Annotated in this window: 18 protein-coding genes and 1 pseudogene; 13 read left to right on the top strand and 6 right to left on the bottom strand. The window is 36.6% G+C overall.

Annotated features, from left to right (window positions below; translation table 11 throughout):
* The first annotated feature begins 23 nt into the window (after positions 1–23).
* The 5 genes from KKI44_RS08505 (at position 24) to KKI44_RS08485 (ending at position 3,680) form a co-directional block, all read left to right on the top strand.
* Positions 24–368, top strand: a complete 345-nt coding sequence (locus KKI44_RS08505; protein ID WP_250902180.1) for a hypothetical protein — start codon at positions 24–26, stop codon at positions 366–368.
* Between the two features lie 16 nt (positions 369–384).
* On the top strand, positions 385–951 hold the full coding sequence (efp, locus tag KKI44_RS08500; RefSeq protein ID WP_027379799.1) for an elongation factor P: 567 nt from the start codon (positions 385–387) through the stop codon (positions 949–951).
* 184 nt (positions 952–1,135) lie between these two features.
* A complete protein-coding gene (locus KKI44_RS08495; protein ID WP_214590616.1) occupies positions 1,136–2,038 on the top strand; it encodes an LpxD N-terminal domain-containing protein in 903 nt (300 codons plus the stop codon).
* Between the two features lie 91 nt (positions 2,039–2,129).
* Positions 2,130–3,002, top strand: coding sequence for a succinate--CoA ligase subunit alpha (gene sucD, locus KKI44_RS08490; protein WP_047488432.1), 873 nt, complete (start codon positions 2,130–2,132; stop codon positions 3,000–3,002).
* A 15-nt stretch (positions 3,003–3,017) separates the two neighbouring features.
* Entirely contained in the window at positions 3,018–3,680 is a 663-nt protein-coding gene (locus KKI44_RS08485) for a porin family protein (RefSeq protein WP_214590615.1), read from the top strand.
* Positions 3,681–3,762: 82 nt separating this feature from the next.
* Here KKI44_RS08485 and KKI44_RS08480 read toward each other — a convergent pair whose 3' ends face one another.
* The 3 genes from KKI44_RS08480 to KKI44_RS08470 form a co-directional block, all read right to left on the bottom strand.
* Entirely contained in the window at positions 3,763–5,070 is a 1,308-nt protein-coding gene (locus KKI44_RS08480) for an ABC transporter permease (RefSeq protein WP_214590614.1), read from the bottom strand.
* 2 nt (positions 5,071–5,072) lie between these two features.
* Complete coding sequence (locus KKI44_RS08475; protein ID WP_214590613.1) at positions 5,073–5,984, bottom strand: ABC transporter ATP-binding protein; 912 nt, start codon at positions 5,982–5,984, stop codon at positions 5,073–5,075.
* A 92-nt stretch (positions 5,985–6,076) separates the two neighbouring features.
* Positions 6,077–6,427, bottom strand: coding sequence for a T9SS type A sorting domain-containing protein (locus tag KKI44_RS08470; protein WP_214590612.1), 351 nt, complete (start codon positions 6,425–6,427; stop codon positions 6,077–6,079).
* Positions 6,428–6,548: 121 nt separating this feature from the next.
* On the opposite strand from KKI44_RS08470, the gene hemB reads away from it, so the two are divergent.
* Positions 6,549–7,538, top strand: coding sequence for a porphobilinogen synthase (gene hemB / locus KKI44_RS08465; RefSeq protein WP_214590611.1), 990 nt, complete (start codon positions 6,549–6,551; stop codon positions 7,536–7,538).
* A gap of 181 nt (positions 7,539–7,719) precedes the next feature.
* Here the strand turns inward: hemB and KKI44_RS08460 are convergent, their stop codons facing one another.
* On the bottom strand, positions 7,720–8,448 hold the full coding sequence (locus KKI44_RS08460) for a hypothetical protein (RefSeq protein ID WP_214590610.1): 729 nt from the start codon (positions 8,446–8,448) through the stop codon (positions 7,720–7,722).
* Positions 8,449–8,625: 177 nt separating this feature from the next.
* Here KKI44_RS08460 and lptB point away from each other — a divergent pair.
* The 3 genes and pseudogenes from lptB to KKI44_RS08445 form a co-directional block, all read left to right on the top strand.
* Positions 8,626–9,351: pseudogene (gene lptB / locus KKI44_RS08455) on the top strand (LPS export ABC transporter ATP-binding protein); the annotation flags it as partial.
* 500 nt (positions 9,352–9,851) lie between these two features.
* Positions 9,852–11,582, top strand: coding sequence for an ABC transporter ATP-binding protein (locus KKI44_RS08450; protein WP_214591119.1), 1,731 nt, complete (start codon positions 9,852–9,854; stop codon positions 11,580–11,582).
* A 70-nt stretch (positions 11,583–11,652) separates the two neighbouring features.
* Positions 11,653–12,609: a helix-turn-helix transcriptional regulator gene (locus tag KKI44_RS08445; protein WP_214590608.1), complete on the top strand. Its 957-nt coding sequence runs from the start codon at positions 11,653–11,655 to the stop codon at positions 12,607–12,609.
* Between the two features lie 376 nt (positions 12,610–12,985).
* Here KKI44_RS08445 and KKI44_RS08440 read toward each other — a convergent pair whose 3' ends face one another.
* Complete coding sequence (locus KKI44_RS08440; protein WP_214590607.1) at positions 12,986–13,486, bottom strand: DinB family protein; 501 nt, start codon at positions 13,484–13,486, stop codon at positions 12,986–12,988.
* Between the two features lie 448 nt (positions 13,487–13,934).
* On the opposite strand from KKI44_RS08440, the gene KKI44_RS08435 reads away from it, so the two are divergent.
* From KKI44_RS08435 to KKI44_RS08420, 4 genes are all read left to right on the top strand, one after another.
* Positions 13,935–14,504: a cob(I)yrinic acid a,c-diamide adenosyltransferase gene (locus KKI44_RS08435; RefSeq protein WP_116096043.1), complete on the top strand. Its 570-nt coding sequence runs from the start codon at positions 13,935–13,937 to the stop codon at positions 14,502–14,504.
* A complete protein-coding gene (locus KKI44_RS08430) occupies positions 14,494–15,123 on the top strand; it encodes a thiamine diphosphokinase (protein WP_214590606.1) in 630 nt (209 codons plus the stop codon). Before KKI44_RS08435 ends, KKI44_RS08430 begins: the two co-directional genes overlap by 11 nt.
* Positions 15,124–15,422: 299 nt before the next feature.
* Positions 15,423–16,298 carry a tyrosine-protein phosphatase gene (locus KKI44_RS08425; protein ID WP_214590605.1) on the top strand — a complete coding sequence of 292 codons (876 nt, stop codon included), beginning with the start codon at positions 15,423–15,425 and terminating at the stop codon, positions 16,296–16,298.
* Between the two features lie 110 nt (positions 16,299–16,408).
* Complete coding sequence (locus KKI44_RS08420) at positions 16,409–17,803, top strand: arginine decarboxylase (RefSeq protein WP_087709214.1); 1,395 nt, start codon at positions 16,409–16,411, stop codon at positions 17,801–17,803.
* 120 nt (positions 17,804–17,923) lie between these two features.
* On the opposite strand, the gene KKI44_RS08415 is transcribed toward KKI44_RS08420, so the two are convergent.
* Positions 17,924–18,583, bottom strand: a complete 660-nt coding sequence (locus KKI44_RS08415) for an HAD family hydrolase (protein WP_214590604.1) — start codon at positions 18,581–18,583, stop codon at positions 17,924–17,926.
* Between the last annotated feature and the right edge of the window lie 47 nt (positions 18,584–18,630).

Below are 18,630 nucleotides of genomic sequence, written 5' to 3'. Positions count from 1 at the left end.
AGAAAAATTTAGCATTGTTATCAATGAAAAGTAAAAGTCTGATTTTTGTTTTAATGCTTTTTACAGTATCATTTTTGTCCGGACAACAGACAGAAGGATTAAAAACGGAGAGAACAGCCAAGACTTCTATTCTGGAAAGAAGACTACCTTCAAAATCCAGTGACAGCATTGCTAAACATAATCTGAATGATATTCTGAAACAGAATAATTCCGGCGGAAACTCAATTTTTGGAACCGCAAATCCCTATCATTCCGAGATACAGACGAATGTAAACAGACTGAATAATAATGTGAACTCATTCAATAATAATGTTTTCAACAGACTGCCAACTCAGGGAGAAGGAATACAATTTAACAAAAGAAAATAAAAATATATAATAATTAATGGCAACAAGTAACGATATCAGAAAAGGACTTTGCATCGAATACAGCAACGATATTTATAAAGTTATCGAATTCCTTCACGTAAAACCGGGAAAAGGTCCTGCTTTCGTTAGAACAAAATTAAAATCTGTAACCAACGGTAAAGTAATCGACAATACTTTCTCTGCAGGTCACAAAATTGATGAGGTAAAAGTAATCACAAGAAAATACCAGTATCTTTACGATGATGAAAATGGTTTCCACTTCATGAATAACGATGACTTCTCTCAGTTATACCTTAACAAAGAAATGATCGAAAACTCCAACCTGATGAAAGCGGGTGAAGAAGTAACCATCATTTTGAAAGAAGCAGACGAAACTCCGCTTTCAGCAGAATTACCGCAGTCCGTTTATCTGGAAGTAGTGGAAGCTGATCCGGGAGTAAAAGGAAACACAGCAACCAACGCTCTTAAAAACGCAATCGTAGAAACAGGAGCAAGAGTAATGGTTCCTCTGTTCATTGAACCGGGAGACAAAATCAAAGTAAGCACAGAAGACGGTTCTTACTTAGAAAGAGTAAAAGAATAATTATTCACAAATAATATGAGGCTGGAAGTATAACAACTTTCAGCTTTCATTTTTTATGGCAGCTTTGTAGTTTACCCTGAGCTTGTCGAAGGGTCCGGTCGGGCTGCAATTAAAATTGGAAAAACAAAGCCGTGTCTGGATTTCAAGACACCGTTGAAAATTTAAAACATCATTTAAAAAAAATATGACGTTTCATCAGCCACAAAAACTGAAAACCATTGCCGAACTTATCGGGGCAAAATTTGTAGGTTCAGAAGACTTCGAAGTGTTGGGAACGAACGAAATTCACATGGTAAAAGCCGGTGAAATCGTTTTCGTTAACCATCCCAAATATTACGATAAAGCATTAAATTCCGCTGCGACGATTATTTTGATCGATAAAGAAGTAGAATGTCCGGAAGGAAAAGCACTGTTGGTTTCAGAAGATCCTTTCAGAGATTTCAATAAAATCAATACCCATTTTACAAGAATCTATAACTTCACGGAAGAACTTCATGATGCTGAAATAGGAGAGGGAACAAAAATTCATGCTTCTGCGGTCATTGGAAATAACGTGAAAATAGGAAAAAACACCCTGATTTTTCCTAATGTTGTCATCGGCGACAGAACAGTAATCGGAGATAATGTAGTGATCCAGTCTAATACCGTTTTAGGCGGTGACGCTTTTTATTACAGAAAACTGAACGGCAATTTCGACCGTCTCATTTCGGTAGGAAACGTAGTGATCGAAAACAATGTAGAGATCGGAAACGGTTGTACTATCGACAGAGGAGTTACAGATTCTACCATTATCGGAGAAGGTTCTGTTCTGGATAATCAGATTCAGATCGGGCACGATACCGTGATTGGAAAAAAATGTCTTATCGCTTCTCAGGTCGGTATTGCAGGATGCTGTGTTATCGGTGATGAGGTTACCTTATGGGGACAGGTGGGCATTGCCTCAGGAAATAAAATTGAAAGCGGTTCTGTATTATTAGGGAAAACCGGAGTAAACAGAGATCTCGAAAAAGGAACTTACATCGGGATGTTTGCGGAAGATTTTAAAACGTATCTTAAAAAAGAAGTCAAACTGAGAAATCTCAAATAAACAAATTAGTTAGATTTATCTTAAATCAAAGAAATTTAATTAAATTTGTGTGCATTTAAAAAAGTAATAAATAAATTAAATAAATAATAAAATGTCAATTTTAGTAAACAAAGATTCTAAAGTAATTGTACAAGGATTTACAGGGAACGAAGGTACTTTCCACGCAAGCCAGATGATCGAATACGGAACCAACGTAGTAGGAGGTGTTACTCCGGGAAAAGGAGGAAGCGAGCACTTAGGGAAGCCTGTATTCAATACGGTAGCAGATGCTGTAGAAAAAGCCGGAGCTAACGTAAGTATTATTTTCGTACCGCCTGCATTTGCTGCTGACGCTATTATGGAAGCTGCTGAAGCTGGGATCAAAGTTATTGTATGTATTACTGAAGGTATTCCTGTAGCGGATATGGTGAAAGTAAAATCTTACATTGCTGACAGAGACTGCAGATTGATCGGTCCGAACTGCCCGGGAATCATTACTTCTGAAGAAGCTAAAATTGGGATTATGCCAGGTTTCGTTTTCAAAAAAGGTAAAGTAGGTATCGTTTCTAAATCTGGTACTCTTACTTACGAAGCTGCAGATCAGGTAGTAAGAGCGGGTTACGGTATCTCTACAGCAATCGGTATCGGTGGAGACCCGATCATCGGAACAACTACAAGAGAAGCTTTGGAATTATTCATCAACGATCCTGAAACTGAAGCGGTTGTAATGATCGGAGAAATCGGTGGAGGTCTTGAAGCGGAAGCAGCAAGATGGTACAAAGCAAGTGGTTCTACAAAGCCGGTTGTAGGTTTCATCGCAGGACAGACTGCTCCTAAAGGAAGAACAATGGGGCACGCAGGTGCAATCGTAGGCGGAGCAGAAGATACAGCTCAGGCTAAGATGGAAATCATGAGAGAAAACGGAATTAACGTGGTAGACTCTCCTGCTGATATTGGTGCTACTGTTGCAAAAATTCTAGGATAACATAAACATAACGATATGAAAAAATTTTTATTAGCCTCTGCATTGGCACTTTCTACCATGTCTTTCGCACAGATCGATTTTAGTAGCACAAGATTTGGTGTCACTGTCGGAGGAAACTATTCCCGAGTGAAGAATGCTCACAATCCTTCCGGTCCTAGATATACCGTTCAGGCAGGAGTATTGGCTTTAATACCGATAGGTTCAGACAACCAGTTCTTCATACAGCCTGAAGTAGTTTACTTTGGAGCAGGAGAAACAGGAAAAGATAAGGATGCTAAAAACTATCCCGGTTATGATGCGGTATACGCAAATAACTATCTGAGTGTACCGATTTCATTTAAAGGGTATTTTTCTGAAGCTGAATCTGAATTTTTTGGATTAATAGGTCCTAGATTTAATTTTTTATTAAGTCAGAACGTTAAAAACGCACCTAAGATCTACTACACAAAAGATCAGATTGATCCGAATTATCCTAATGTAAATGGTAAAGCGAGTTCATTTAACTTTGGAATAGGACTAGGAGTAGGATATAGCTATAAAAGACAGCTGGAGCTTACGGCAAGATATGATTTCGGAGTTACGAATACATATCCGGGACTTAATCAGGAGCCGAAAGGAACTGATAAAGGTAAGTCTGAGCAGGTTCTTAGCTTAAGCTTAAGCTACATCTTCAAATAAAAATTGATTCTAATCAGAACATAAAAACTCCCGAAACTGAATGTTTCGGGAGTTTTTTATATAAAATAATTCTGCTTACAGCTTATCCTTTAATCCATTTCCAGATTTCCTTCAGAGTAGCTTTATTTCCGTACATTAAAATTCCTACACGGTAAATTTTACCTGCCAGAAATATCATAAAAAGAGTCGTTCCTAGAAGCAAGCCAATAGACAGCGCAATCTGCCACGCCGGAACTCCGTAAGGAATTCTCGCAATCATGGCAACAGGAGACGTAAACGGAATAATAGAAAGCCAGAATCCTAAAGGACCATCCGGATTATTCATTAACGTGAAACTCCCATACATTCCAAGCATTAAAGGCAGAACTGCAAATAATGTGAACTGCTGCGTTTCTGTCTCGTTATCTACAGCAGAACCGATTGCGGCATAAATGGAACTGTAAAAGATATATCCTAAAAGGAAAAATGTTATAAAAACGAAAATAATTAAAGGGAAATTCAGTTCCAGTAAACTATGCGAAATCTGAGTTCCCATCTGTAAAACATCAAATTTTTCAGCAACACCTTCATTCCCGGGAATATTTTTCGGAATGGCAGAAAATCCTGTATTCAGAACCAAAGCTCCGATAACCGACATCGTGATCCAAACGATAAATTGAGTAAGTGCAACCATTGTTACCCCCAGAATTTTACCCATCATCAGTTCAAAAGGCTTCACCGAAGAAATAATAATTTCCACAACACGGTTATTTTTCTCTTCCAGTACGCTTCTCATCACCCTAACTCCGTAGATAATGATAAACATGAATGTCACGTACATTAAAAGCATACTCAGAACGCTTTTTACGCCGAAAGCAAGATCAGAATCTTCTTTGTTATTTTCCGAGACGTTAATCGTTTTTAAATTGAAACTTTTGTCAAGATTATCAAGCTGTACTTCAGCGATACCCAGTTTTTTTATTTTCTCTTTTTTGATGACTTCATTAATGTCCGAAACAATTTTCTGCTTCGTATCGAACCCGATTTTATTGTTGATAACAAGCCTTGTATTCTTTTCCAGATCATCAAAATTCTGATCTTTCAGTTCAGGCAGAACCAAAATCCCGTCTAAAGATTCATTATTCTTCAGATTGTTGATCTTTGACTTTTCATCTGCCGCAGAAACAAAAACATAGTTCAGTTTATCATTCGATTTCAGTTGATTTTTAAACAAACCGTTTTTATCAACTACTTCAATAATGCTGTAAGATTCGTTAGCCTTAAACATCAAACCGATAACAGCACCAAAACCAAGTAAAAGGATCGGAGCTAAAAGCGTTAATATGATGAAAGATTTTTTCTTAACCTGCGTAAGAAATTCTCTTTTTGTAATTAAAAAAATATTATTCATAATTAAGAATTATTGCTTACCGCATTAATAAACACCTCGTTCATACTCGGAATTTTTTCGTCGAATGACCTTACTTTTCCCACATGTATAAGATCCAGAAGAATATGATTCTGGTCGGCTTCATTTTTCAGATCAAAGGAAAGCAAATTGTTTTCATTGCTGATATTGAAAATTTCATATTTATTTCTGAAAGCCTCCAGTTGAGAATCATTGACATCAGAAACCGTAATTCCGAAAATATTTTTCTTGAATTTCTCGCGTACATCAAAAACTCTTCCGTCGATAATTTTTTTTGAGTTATTAATCAAAGCCACATAATCGCACATTTCCTCCACACTTTCCATTCGGTGAGTAGAAAGGATAATTGTGGTGCCGTTGTTTTTAAGATCAATGATCTGGTCTTTAATTAAATTGGCATTTACAGGATCAAAACCGGAAAAAGGTTCATCAAGAATCAATAAATGCGGACGGTGAAGAACGGTAACCACAAACTGGATTTTCTGTGCCATCCCTTTTGACAGCTCAGACAGCTTTTTCTTCCACCATTGGTCGATGTGAAGTTTGTCAAACCACTTTTTTGCTTCCTGCAAAGCATCATTCTTTTTCATGCCTTTCAGTTCTCCGAAATAGAGAAGCTGATCTCCAACCGTCATGTTTTTATAAAGCCCGCGTTCTTCAGGCATATAACCGATATCTTTAATATGATCCGGATTAAGCTTTTGTCCGTTGATCTGTATTTCTCCGGAATCTGCCTGTGTAATTTGATTGATGATCCGGATAAAAGAAGTTTTTCCGGCTCCGTTCGGACCTAAAAGACCATACACACTTCCTTTCGGAACATGGATGCTGAAATCATCCAAAGCTACCTTTTTTCCTGCGTTATAGGTCTTTCTAATATGTTCAGCTTTTAGCATTAATTTGTTTTTATAATTAGTATAAAAATGTTCCGAAAGTTACGGAATAATTAAGCTAAAAGAAAAAATCCTGATGATTATCAGGATTTAAATTATTGTTTCATAATCTGTGTGACTTTCATCGTGTTGTCACTCAGAATATATCGGATTAAATATTTACCGGGCTTTAGTTTTTCAATATTAATCTCACCGGAATTCATGTTTACCGAGTAGCTTGCGATCTGTGTACCCAAAATCGAATAGAAAATCACACTTCTTATTTTCAGGTTCGGATCTTTCGCTTTTACGATAAGGAAATCCTTAGCCGGATTAGGATAAGCAACAAGCACTCCGTCATCAGACTTCTGAGAGAAGGAAGCCGGCTCCTTTATCTGCGCTTTCATATTGCCGGAAAATCCAACAAATGCGCCTAAAAAGATAAACAAAAGTAAAAGTTTTCTCATCAAATTATAATTTCTAAGGGATATTTTAACAAAAATAAATAATTCTGCAATTCTACGCAATAGTTTTTTTATATAAGTTGTAGTAAATTTGCATTAAATTTCATTCAAAAAGTATTCCAAAATGATACATTCAAGAAATAGAAGGCTGAGAGTAAACGAATCTGTAAGAAGTCTGGTAAGAGAATGTTCTCTTACAACCAATGATTTTGTAATGCCGATCTTCGTAATGGAGGGCGAGAATAAAGAAGAACCGATCCCGTCGATGCCGGGAATTTTCAGAAGAAGTATTGATCTGACGGTGAAGGAATGTAAGGAATTATTTTCTTTAGGCATAAAAGCGGTTAATCTTTATATGAAGGTTTCAGAAGACCTGAAAGACAATACCGGAAAAGAAGCATGGAATAAAAACGGACTGATGCAGAACACGATCAGAGCTATAAAAGATGCACTTCCCGAAATGGTAGTGATGCCCGATGTTGCTTTAGATCCGTATTCTATTTACGGTCACGACGGAATTATCGAAAACGGAAAAATTGTAAATGATGCTACAAACGATGCTTTGGCAAGAATGTCTGTGTCACATGCAGAAGCCGGAGCAGACATTGTGGCACCAAGTGACATGATGGATGGCAGAGTTCAGATCATTCGCGAAGCTTTGGAAGACAGCGGATTTACCGATGTGGGAATTTTAAGCTATGCTGCAAAATATGCAAGTTCGTTCTACGGACCTTTCAGAAGTGCATTAGACAGCGCACCAAAAGATAATATGGAAATTCCGAAGGATAAAAAAACATATCAGATGGATTTTCATAATTCCAGAGAAGCGTTAAACGAAGTTTTTAAAGATATTGAAGAAGGAGCTGACATTATTATGATTAAACCGGGACTTCCGTATCTGGATATTGTTTCTAAAGTTCGTGAAGCGATTGATCTTCCGATTGCGGTTTACAACGTGAGCGGAGAATATGCTATGGTAAAAGCGGCTGCGCAAAACGGATGGCTGGATAATGACAAAACTATTATTGAAAGCTTAACCTGCTTCAAAAGAGCCGGAGCTGATATGATTTTCACCTATTTCGCGAAAGAAGCTGCAATGATTTTGAACAGATAATTTTTTCACATTTTACTTTAAATGAAAAACATTTAGGATCGAAATGTTTTTATCAATAGAAACGGGCTTTAGCCCGTTTTTTATTGATGAACTCCAATTAGGCTTTAGCCAAAACTTATTTTGAAACCAAAGAAAATGAATGATGATTATAAACTTTGGCTAAAACCCCTTCCTAAAAGCATCAGGAAATATTGAAATCTTTCCCTTTCGTAAATTTTGCAGCAAAAGGAGCTTGGTTTCCTGTATATTTCAGAACGAAATTCTTTTTTGTATCTGTATCAACATTGGCTTTCACTTCAACATTCTGCGTCTGGAAACTCACATCAAGATTCACTCCTGCGTCTTTTTCAAGATTAATTTCCACACTTTCTGCATAAAATAAAGAAGTACTCAGATAATTAAATTTGATGTTCTTCCTGTATGATCTGGATTCGTTTTGTGTAAATTCAGAATATTTTCTAAGGATTTCTATTCCGGGAGAATCAATGTTGGTGATTCTGGATTTTGTAACGCCGTTTACTTTTACAGAAAAATCTTTGGCACTTTTAATGTCGCCTTTAATTCCGATATTGAAAAGAGAGGGAAGAGCAAGCCCGAATTCAATCATGCTGTCTTTCGTAAATTCAAAATCAGGAATCAGAGCCGGAAATTTCTGAACATTCATCAGTTGATTTTTAACCGTACTTAACTGGTCGCTGCCAAATAAATAACCTATGAGATTATTATTTGTGGTTCTCCAGTTTCTTCCGTTCCATTCGTAGATTTCGCAAAGCAAAGTATCCGTTGAAGAATGCGGAAGCAGATCCATATCCTGCCATTTGAAAACTTCTTTGGCATAAGGTCTTCGGTTGATGATGTTTACACCAAGATCTAAAGCTAAAAGCTCAGTAAGCTGTTGGTTATTTTCCATAGTAATAATAAGTGTTGATGAAAGCTTAAAATTATGGAAATAAAATAAAGTTTTTTAAAAATTTTGAGTTAAATATTATTCGAAGAATCTTTAAACGATGTATTAAAATTTCACAAAACTTTCAAGTCCATTTTTTAATCTAAAATTTGAATTCAAAAAAACTTTATCTTTGCCCTTATGATTTTACGCGGAGAAAACTTAATCAAAGAATACGGTCCTAAAAAAGTAGTAAAAGGCGTTTCTGTACAGGTTCAGCAGGGAGAAATTGTGGGTTTGCTTGGTCCGAACGGAGCAGGAAAAACCACTTCGTTTTATATGATTGTCGGTTTGGTTAAGCCTACTTCCGGAAAAATTTTCCTAGACAAACAGGAAATTACCACCGATGCCATGTACCGCAGAGCTCAGAAAGGTATTGGCTATCTTGCTCAGGAAGCATCTGTTTTCCGTAAACTTTCGGTAGAAGACAATATCATGGGCGTTTTGCAGTTAACCAAGCTTTCAAAGCGCGAACAGCAGATGAAATGCGATGAGCTGATTGAAGAATTTTCCTTACAGCACGTCCGTAAAAACCGTGGAGACCTTTTGTCAGGAGGGGAAAGACGTAGAACAGAGATCGCAAGATGTCTTGCCACCGATCCGAGTTTTATTCTTCTGGATGAACCTTTCGCCGGAGTAGACCCGATTGCGGTAGAAGATATCCAAAAAATCGTAAGAAGTCTTACGGATAAAAACATCGGAATCCTGATTACCGACCACAACGTTCAGCAGACTTTGGCAATTACCAACAAAACATACATTATGTTTGAAGGAAGAATTCTGAAAGAAGGACTTCCGGAAGAACTGGCAAACGATCCGCAGGTAAGAGAAGCTTATTTAGGAGAAAACTTCGTGTACCAAAGCATTTTCGATAAACCGCAAAAGAAAAGTTACGGATATAATATCTGGGCTGGAAATTTCGATTCTAAAACCCAGTTTCAGAATTTTGTGGACGAAAATTTTGCTCAGTTTGATGATCTCAGATTGCTGTATGGCTTTGAAGATATCAGTTTTGCCTCATTGGGAAATTCGGAAATTCAGCATATTTTTAATGAGGTGGTAGATAAAAATGCCAATAATTCTTTTGTGTTTCAGAAGAAAGAGATTAATTCAATGTATTCTTTAGAACAAGCAGAAACAGACTCAAAAGCCGCGAGTAAACCTGAGTTGCATTACCTTACGACTTACGTATTCGAAAATTAAAATAAAGCAATTATTTGCTGAAAAATAGAATAAAACGTACCTTTTTCTCTGTAAAACGGTACGTTTTTTATTAAAATCATTCTATGGCAAAACCTTTCAACAGAACCGTCACCTTATTCGGAATCTATAAACAGCTTGTTCCTTTCATCAGACCGTATCGTTTGATGATCTACGGAACGCTCTTTCTAACCTTTTTGGGAGCTTTGGCGGCGCAGGTCAATCCTTTGGTTTTAAAATATACGGTAGATGAGGTAACCAAACTTACGCATCTTCCGCATCCGATGTCGGAAGGAATTCATATTCTTGTTGTCATCTCAGTCATTTTGTTAGGAAAAGAACTGCTGAACATCTTTATCAATTTCGGACAGAAATTCTATGGCGAAAAGATCAGGATTAATGTAAGTTCTATTCTCGCACAATCTGCCATCGATAAAATTTTAACGTACAGAGTTGCCTATTTTAATGATGAAAATCACGAATCCGGAAAACTACAGATCAGAATAGACAGAGGAATTGAAAGTTTAACACGACTGGTGCAGAACTTTTTTATAGATATGCTGCCTTTGTTTTCCAATGCAATTATCGCTTTAATCATCATGTATCTGCAAAATGTGTACGTCGGAATTGTTTCCACCATCATTGTTCCCATCTATTTTTATGTAAGCTCATTACAGGCGAAAAAATTAAGCGGAGTGAGAAGAACTCTGAGAAACCAGCGTGAACAGAAAACTTCGGGACTTTTAAATTTAATCAATTCCATCATGGTGATTAAAAGTTTTGTCCGCGAAAAATTCGAAGGAAAAAAACAGTACGACTTGCAGATGCAGTTGATGGAAAGTCAGATGTTTACGAGAAAAACAAACTTTATTTATGATGGTTTAAAAATGTTTATCGAACAGTTTGGAGTGGTTTTAATAATCCTTCTGACAGTTTATCTCGTTCTCGATCAGCAGATGACCATCGGAGCGATTATGCTTCACATCATGCTTTTCAATAATGTTTCGGCTCCCATTCGACAACTGCACAGAATTTATGATGACATGAATGATGCGATGATTTATGCAGAAGGGTATTTTGATATTTTAAATGCAGACGACGAAAAAGAACCGAACGGAAATTTTGTAGAAAAAGATATTAAAGGAAATTTTGAATTAAAAAACATCAATTTCACGTATCCAAACGGGACACAGGCTTTACACGATGTTTCCATGAAAATTGAAAACGGAAAAACCACTGCTTTGGTCGGATTAAGTGGCGCAGGAAAATCAACGATTATCAATCTACTGTGTAAATTTTACCTTCCCGATTCCGGAGAAATTCTTTTGGATGGGGTAGATCTCAATCATTTCGACAATACTTTTCTGAGAAATGATCTGGGATTGGTACTTCAGAAGAACCACATTTTCCAAGGAAGCATCGAAGATAATATCCGCTACGGAAATATGAATGCGACGTTCGAAGAAATTGAAGAAGCTGCGAAAAAAGCCTATCTCCACGAACAGATTTTAGATTTACCGGAAAAATATAATCATGATGCCACGCAACTTTCCGGAGGACAGCAGCAGAGAATTGCCATCGCCAGATTATTCTTAAAAAATCCTCCGATTATTTTTCTTGATGAACCAACGGCGAGCCTCGATGCCATCGCCACAGAGCAGATCAAAAACTCTCTGGATGCAATAAAAGAAGGCAGAACCGTGATTATCATTTCCCATTCTTTATCGCAGATTTTGGATTCGGATAAAATTTACGTCATGAAAAAAGGCAGAGTAGTGGAAAGCGGAACTCACGATGAACTGGTACAGATCAACGGAACCTACAGAGAAATTTTTGATGCCTCTGCAAGAAGTTTAAATCTGGATAAATTGGTTAATACTTATAATGATAAAAGATAAAAGATAACTTTGCTAAAACACTAAAACACTAAAACACTAAAACACTAAAACACTCCGACCTTCATACCCAATGAACGACCATTATCTTAAAAAACTCGACCGCGTCACGGCAATTCTCACCCAATTACAGTCGAAACCGCTTGTAAGAGCGCAGGATCTGGCTGCCAAATTTGATGTAAGTGTTCGTACCATTTACCGCGACGTAAAAACACTGGAAAATGCCGGAATTCCAATTATTGGTGAAGCAGGAAGCGGTTATTCTTTGATGGATGGCTATAAATTGCCGCCCGTCATGTTTACCAAAGAAGAAGTTCTGAGTTTCATTACCGCCGAGAAACTAATGCAGAAATTTTCGCATCAGAGTTTGGGAAATCATTATCAGACTGCGATGGAAAAAGTGCGTTCCGTTTTAAAATTTTCCGACAGAAATTTAATCCAGAATATTGAAAATCAGATTGATATTTTTCAGTATCATGCCGAAACCGAAGATACCATTAAAGACGTTCTACCCACGATTCTGGAAAGTATAGCCGAAAAACGGCAGTTAATCATTGAATATAAAACCGTTGACGAAGAAATTTCCACAAGAACCATTGAAGCAGTCGGCGTTTTCTTTGAATTCAATTATTGGTACATCATGGCTTACTGTACCCTGAGAAGCGACTTCCGGCAATTTCGTGTCGACCGGATTTTAAAGATTTCGAAAACCCAAAATCCGTTTTTAGGAGAATACGGGCAGATTAATGATTACAGACAAAGCAGCAACGGCAATAAAACACTCGTAAGACTTCTGGTGGAGAAAAAGATCATGACTTTTCTGGTCAATTCCAAAAAATACTACGGTCTAACCAAAGAAATTGAGGCAGAAAACGGAATGGTAGAACTCACCTTCGAAACAGAATCCATTAAAGACGGATTTCCGCGTTGGCTTATTACTTTTGCAGATTATGCAACAATTTTAGAACCGGAAACCCTCAAAGTACAACTCAATGATTTGTTGTCAAAGATTGCAGACAAACATCAATAAAAACCCCAACAATTGCTGTTGAGGTTTTGAATAATTCAATATAAAATGATAATGTTTAAACTTTTATTTTTTACCGCAAAAGAAGCAAAAGATTAACACTTTAGTTATTTTAAGTTTAATGATTAATATAAAAAGAACACAGAAGTTAACAAAAATCAAAGGTTCCTTTTGCAAACCTTTTGAAATATCTTAATAAATTCTATAAAGTCTTTTGCGGTTAAATTTAAAATTAGCTTAAACAAACTTCATGTTTAAAGAAGAGCGGATCCGCAGATCATAAAAGTTCGTTAAAATTTAATCTATGAGACGTATCTCCGCTCTTTTTCCTTACTGCGGTTTCGTGAGAGAATCAATGATTTCAGTTTGAACAAAGGCATTAACGAACCGAAAATCTCTCCCAAAAAAAAGGCGGTTCAATTCCCAAAGCTCTTAAATAAACATAGCCTTGTCCACGGTGATGGATTTCATTATCAACGAAATACAGAATATTCTGATACACAGGAAATTCATACTGTCCGAATAAATTAAAAGTCTCCTGAAAACGCTCCTCCGAAATCTGTGCAAAATAATGATTGATCGTTTCCGTTTCTTCGTCCCACTTTTTCAGAAGCTCCTCCTTCGTTTTCGGCACAAAACCTTCTTCATTGTAAGCTTCCATATTCTTGTCGACAATCCCCTTCAAAGCAGGTCCGCCAATGCTGATTAACTCAACCGCTAACTTTGCGAACGGTCTCATTCCCGCAATTGAAAATTCAAATAAATCCTTTTCAGGAAACGCCTCGATTACTCTTCTCGTTAAATTTCTGTGACCCTGCCAATGTTCTAATAATTGTCCTGAAGTCATAAACTGTTTTGTAATGGTTGCTGTAGTTGTCATAGTTTTAATGTTGTTTGTTATTGTTGATACAAAGATAAACCGGGGTAATGACAACAGTTTGTCAGTAGGATTATACAGATAAATTTTTTTTTCTTTTTAAAATAATTTTTACTATTTCTCCGTTAGATAATCATACTTAAAGCAATGTTAGGTAGATAAATAATTTGAGGGTGACCGGTTTTTAATCGGTCATTTTTTTGAATCATGTTTCAAACACGAAACCCAAAACCAAAAACCATCAACATTAATTATTTGAAGCTGTTTCCAGCTTTCCGCACTCGCTATTTACAAAGTTTCGGCTGCGGCGGCTTTGCCGCCGCAGCCGAAACTTTGTAAATGAGCTCAGACAAATGCTGCAATCTGGGCTAGGTTGCAGCCGTAATCAGAAATGTAAAGTTCCTTAAACTCAAAATTTGTAAACCTAATTTTAAAAAACTAATTTAGTCCTATGAAAATTTATACGAAAACAGGAGATAAAGGTCAGACTGCTTTGTACGGCGGAACAAGAGTTTCAAAAGCAAGTGCGAGAGTCGACAGTTACGGAAATATAGACGAGCTGAATTCCTTCATCGGAATTGCCAAAAGCCATATTGAAGATGAAGAAGTGTTAAGACAGCTGAAAAAAATCCAGTTCGATTTATTTACCGTCGGTTCCGAAGCGGCAACACCGGTGGATAAACTCATGTTGGCAAACGGAAAATCGCGCCTTCCTTTAATCATTTCAGATGCCGAAATCGAAGAACTCGAAAACTGGATGGATGCTTTTGACGAAAAATGCGAACCGCTTCAGTATTTTATCCTTCCCGGAGGCGGAAAAGCAGCAACATTTTTACATGCAGCACGTACAATCTGCAGAAGAGCAGAACGTTCTCTGGTTTTCTTAAATGAATCGGAAGAAGTGCGTCCGGAACTTATTAAATACCTGAACAGACTTTCCGACTATCTTTTTGTTCTGGCAAGATACATTTCAAAAATCAATAACGAACCGGAAGAATACTGGAACCCGAATGAAAGATAAAGTGCTGCTTTTCATCAACGGAGATCCTTCCAAATCTTTTCCCAGCACTGAAGAATACAGTCTCATTGCCTGTACAGACGGTGCTTTTCATTATTTAAAAAACCTGAATTTCCCTCTGGAGAAGCTGGATTTTATTTCAGGAGATTTCGACTCGCATTCTGGTTCGGACGAAAATGTATATGAAGACAAATTCATTTACACACCCGATCAGGATAAAACGGATTTCCAGAAAGCTTTAGAAATTATAGCAGAAAAAGATTTTAAAAAAGTAGATGTTTTTGGAGGAAGCGGAGGAGAGCAGGATCATTTTCTGGGAAATCTTACCGTGGCTTTTGGATTTAAAGATCAACTCGATATCAAATTCTATGATGAATTTTCCGAATATTATTTTATCCCGAAGCAATTTGCTATAACAGGAGTGAAAGACAAAATGATTTCATTGTATCCGTATCCGTCAGTTGAAAATATTACGACCAAAGGATTAAACTGGGCTTTGACAAACGGAAATTTAGATATTACTTCCAGAATCGGAACGAGAAATTTTGCTGTAGAAGATGAAGTTTCTATTCAATATGAAACAGGAGATTTGCTGATTTTTGTTGGGAAAAACTATTTGTAGTTTAAACACAAATTGCACGAATTATTTTCACAAATTTCACAAATTTATTTTTGCAATTAAGAATAAATAATGAACTAATAGAATCAATAGGAAAGGACTTTGCTCAGTTTTCTAATTGCCAATGTTTCACAAATTGCACGAGCTTGGTTTTAATAAAAATAAATAATAAAGTTATCCGTATCAATAGGAACGGGCTTTAGCCCGTTTTCAAATTAAAAAACATCAACCGGCTTTAGCCAAAACATAAAAATCAAACACGAACATCGGTGTAGATTCGTAAAATATGTGATAAAATAAAAATGAAAAACCTCATCAAAATATCATTCCTGACCATCACATTACTCTCTGTTTTCTCCTGCAAAACACAACAATTTTCCACGCCCGAATTTGGAAAAAAAGAAACCGGAAAAAATATTCAGATTAAAAAAGTCAACAATTTCAGAACGGTTGAAAACATCAGAAATATTGACGGAAAAACCCTCAAAGAAGGTAAGCTTTACAGAAGCGGAAATTTATATAAACTGAAAAAAACTTCTTTTAAACAACTTGAAAATTTAGGCATCAGAGAAATTATCGATCTTCGGAATTCAAAGGAGATTGCAAAAAAGCCCGATCATCTTCCGGAAGGAATTGTTTACAAAAATTATTCTGCATTTGAAGACAAAGGCGATCAGTTGGATCAGGCAAAGAAATTGGTTTTAAAAGGAAAAGTCAACGGTGCAGATGCAGACAAAAGAATGCATGAGTTTTACAAAGACTATGTTACAGAAAACCCTGAAATCATAAGAAAAATTATCACAGAAATTTTAGAATCAGATCAGCCTGTTTTATACCACTGTACTGCAGGGAAAGACAGAACCGGAATCACAACCGCTCTCATTCTTACAATTTTGAAATTCGATAAAGAAACCATTTATAACGATTATCTTTTATCCAATAATTACAGGAAAAAGTTAATCGATAAAAGACTTCATCTCGCCAATAACCTGCATTTTATCTACCCGAAATTAGACATCAAAGTTCTGGAAAAATTAAGTTGGATAGAAACCGGTTATCTGGATGCTGCTTTTAATGAAATTAACAACAAATACGGTTCTATGGATCGATATATTCAAGAGGCTTTGGGAATTTCTGAAAATAAAAGACAGGAATATATTCTTAAGTTTACATATTGATAATTTAGCTTTGTTTTCTTCAATAAAATCCATTAAAATTTATAATAATTTTAACGCTAAAAAACCAAACTTTTTTAGCAATTTTGCATTCTTAATTCACTTGTTTAGAAATGAAAATAAAGTACTCGGAACTTATTGATCAGACGTTGTATTTCCCTACCGAGGAATTCAATGTTTCTGAGAACAATTTGTTGTTTCACGACATTCCTTTAATGGATGTTGTTGAAAAATTTGGCACCCCGCTAAAAATTAGCTACCTGCCGAGAATTTCTCAAAATATCCAGAAGGCCAAAAGCTGGTTCAGGGAAGCCTTTGAGAAAACCGATTATAAAAAGAATTATAGATATTGCTATTGTACAAAATCCAGTCATTTTAAATTTGTATTGGAAGAGGCTTTAAGAAACGACATTTCCATAGAAACTTCTTCAGCCTATGACATGGATATCGTAAAATCTCTTTACAAAGAAGGAAAAGTAACGAAAGATATAGAAGTAATCTGCAACGGTTTCAAAACAGACGATTATCTGGCGAAAATTTCGGAGATGATTAACAGCGGTTTTGAAAATATTACCCCGATTCTGGATAATTACCGTGAGCTGGATAAACTTACAGAAAGCATTGATACCACTTTCGATATCGGAATCAGAATCGCTTCTGAGGAAGAACCGAAGTTCGAATTTTATACCTCAAGATTAGGAATCGGGTACAAAGACATCATTCCTTACTACAGCCAGAAAATTGCAGAGCATCCGAATGCAAGACTGAAAATGCTTCATTTCTTCATCAATACCGGAATCAAAGACACAGCGTATTACTGGAACGAATTGTATAAATGTCTTCGTGTATACGCACGTTTGAAGAAAATTGCTCCGGAAGTCAACTCTCTGAACATCGGAGGAGGTTTCCCGATCAAAACATCCCTGCAGTTCGATTACGATTATCAGTACATGGTGGAAGAGATCGTTTCTCAGATCAAAAAATTCTGTGAAGAGGAAGGAGTGGAAGAACCGAATATTTATACAGAATTCGGAAGTTTTACCGTTGGTGAAAGCGGAGCCAATATTTATAAAATCATTTCCCAGAAACGTCAGAACGACAGAGAAAAATGGAATATGATTGATTCTTCTTTCATGACCACGCTTCCCGATACATGGGCAATTTCCAGACACTTTATCATGCTTCCGTTGAACAGATGGGAAGATACGTACGAAAGAGTTTTCTTGGGCGGTCTTACCTGTGATTCTGATGATTATTATAATTCCGAACAACATACCAATGCGATTTATCTCCCTGTTTTCAGCGATACGAAACCTCTGTACATCGGATTTTTCCACACAGGAGCGTATCAGGAAACTATCGGAGGATACGGCGGAGTTCATCACTGCTTAATGCCGCAGCCACGACATATTTTGATTCAGAAAGATGAAAACGGTGAGTTGCAGTATGAAATTTTCCGTGAAAAACAGGAACCTGAAGATGTACTGAAACTTTTGGGTTACAAATAATATTTAAACACAGACAACACAAATTTTTGCACTAAAAACACAAGTAATAATTGTGAAATTTATTCGTGGAATTAGTGTTTAATAAAACAAAAGCTCTCAGATGTTGAGAGCTTTTTCTATTTAAAAATATTTTGAAATCTTATCCAGTTCCAGTTCGGCATAATCCGAAACCACAATATTTGCCAACGTATAATCCTGATTTTTAGAATGCGGACTTCTGTACGCAGCACAGAAAATATTTGCCCGATGCGATGCTAAAATTCCATTCGTGGAATCTTCAATTACCATACAGTTTTCTACAGGTTCATTTGCCATTTCTGCGGCAAGAAGAAAAACTTCAGGATGAGGTTTGGATTCCTTCAGGTCGGCTCCACTTATCTTTCCTCCAAAATATTGTTCAAGCTCAAATTTTTCAAAAACCATATTGATGGTTGCCATCGTTGCGGAAGAAGCGAGAATCAGTCTGATCCCGTTGTCGTAATAATGCTGTATCAGTTCTCTTACGCCTGAAATCAGGTCAAACTCTTCATCATTATAAAAGTATTCCTTAAAATAATCTCTTTTGGTTTTTGCAATTTCCTCGTACGTCTGTTTTAAATTAAATTCCCGAATCAGAGTTTCGCAGACTCTTTTGGTAGAAGCTCCGGTAAATGAAGCGTATAACTCTTCCGAAACATCGATTCCAAGATCATTAAAAGTTTTAAAATAGGCTTTTCTGTGCAGAGGTTCCGTATCCACAATCACGCCATCCATATCGAACAGCACAGCTTTTAAAGGCATATCTGAATTTTTGCACTAAAATAATAAACGTTTCAGAAATGATGAAA

This window comes from Chryseobacterium sp. ZHDP1 (assembly GCF_018603435.1).
GTDB classification, from domain to species: Bacteria; Bacteroidota; Bacteroidia; order Flavobacteriales; family Weeksellaceae; genus Chryseobacterium; species Chryseobacterium indicum.
This window is presented reverse-complemented; position numbering and strand designations above follow the sequence as displayed.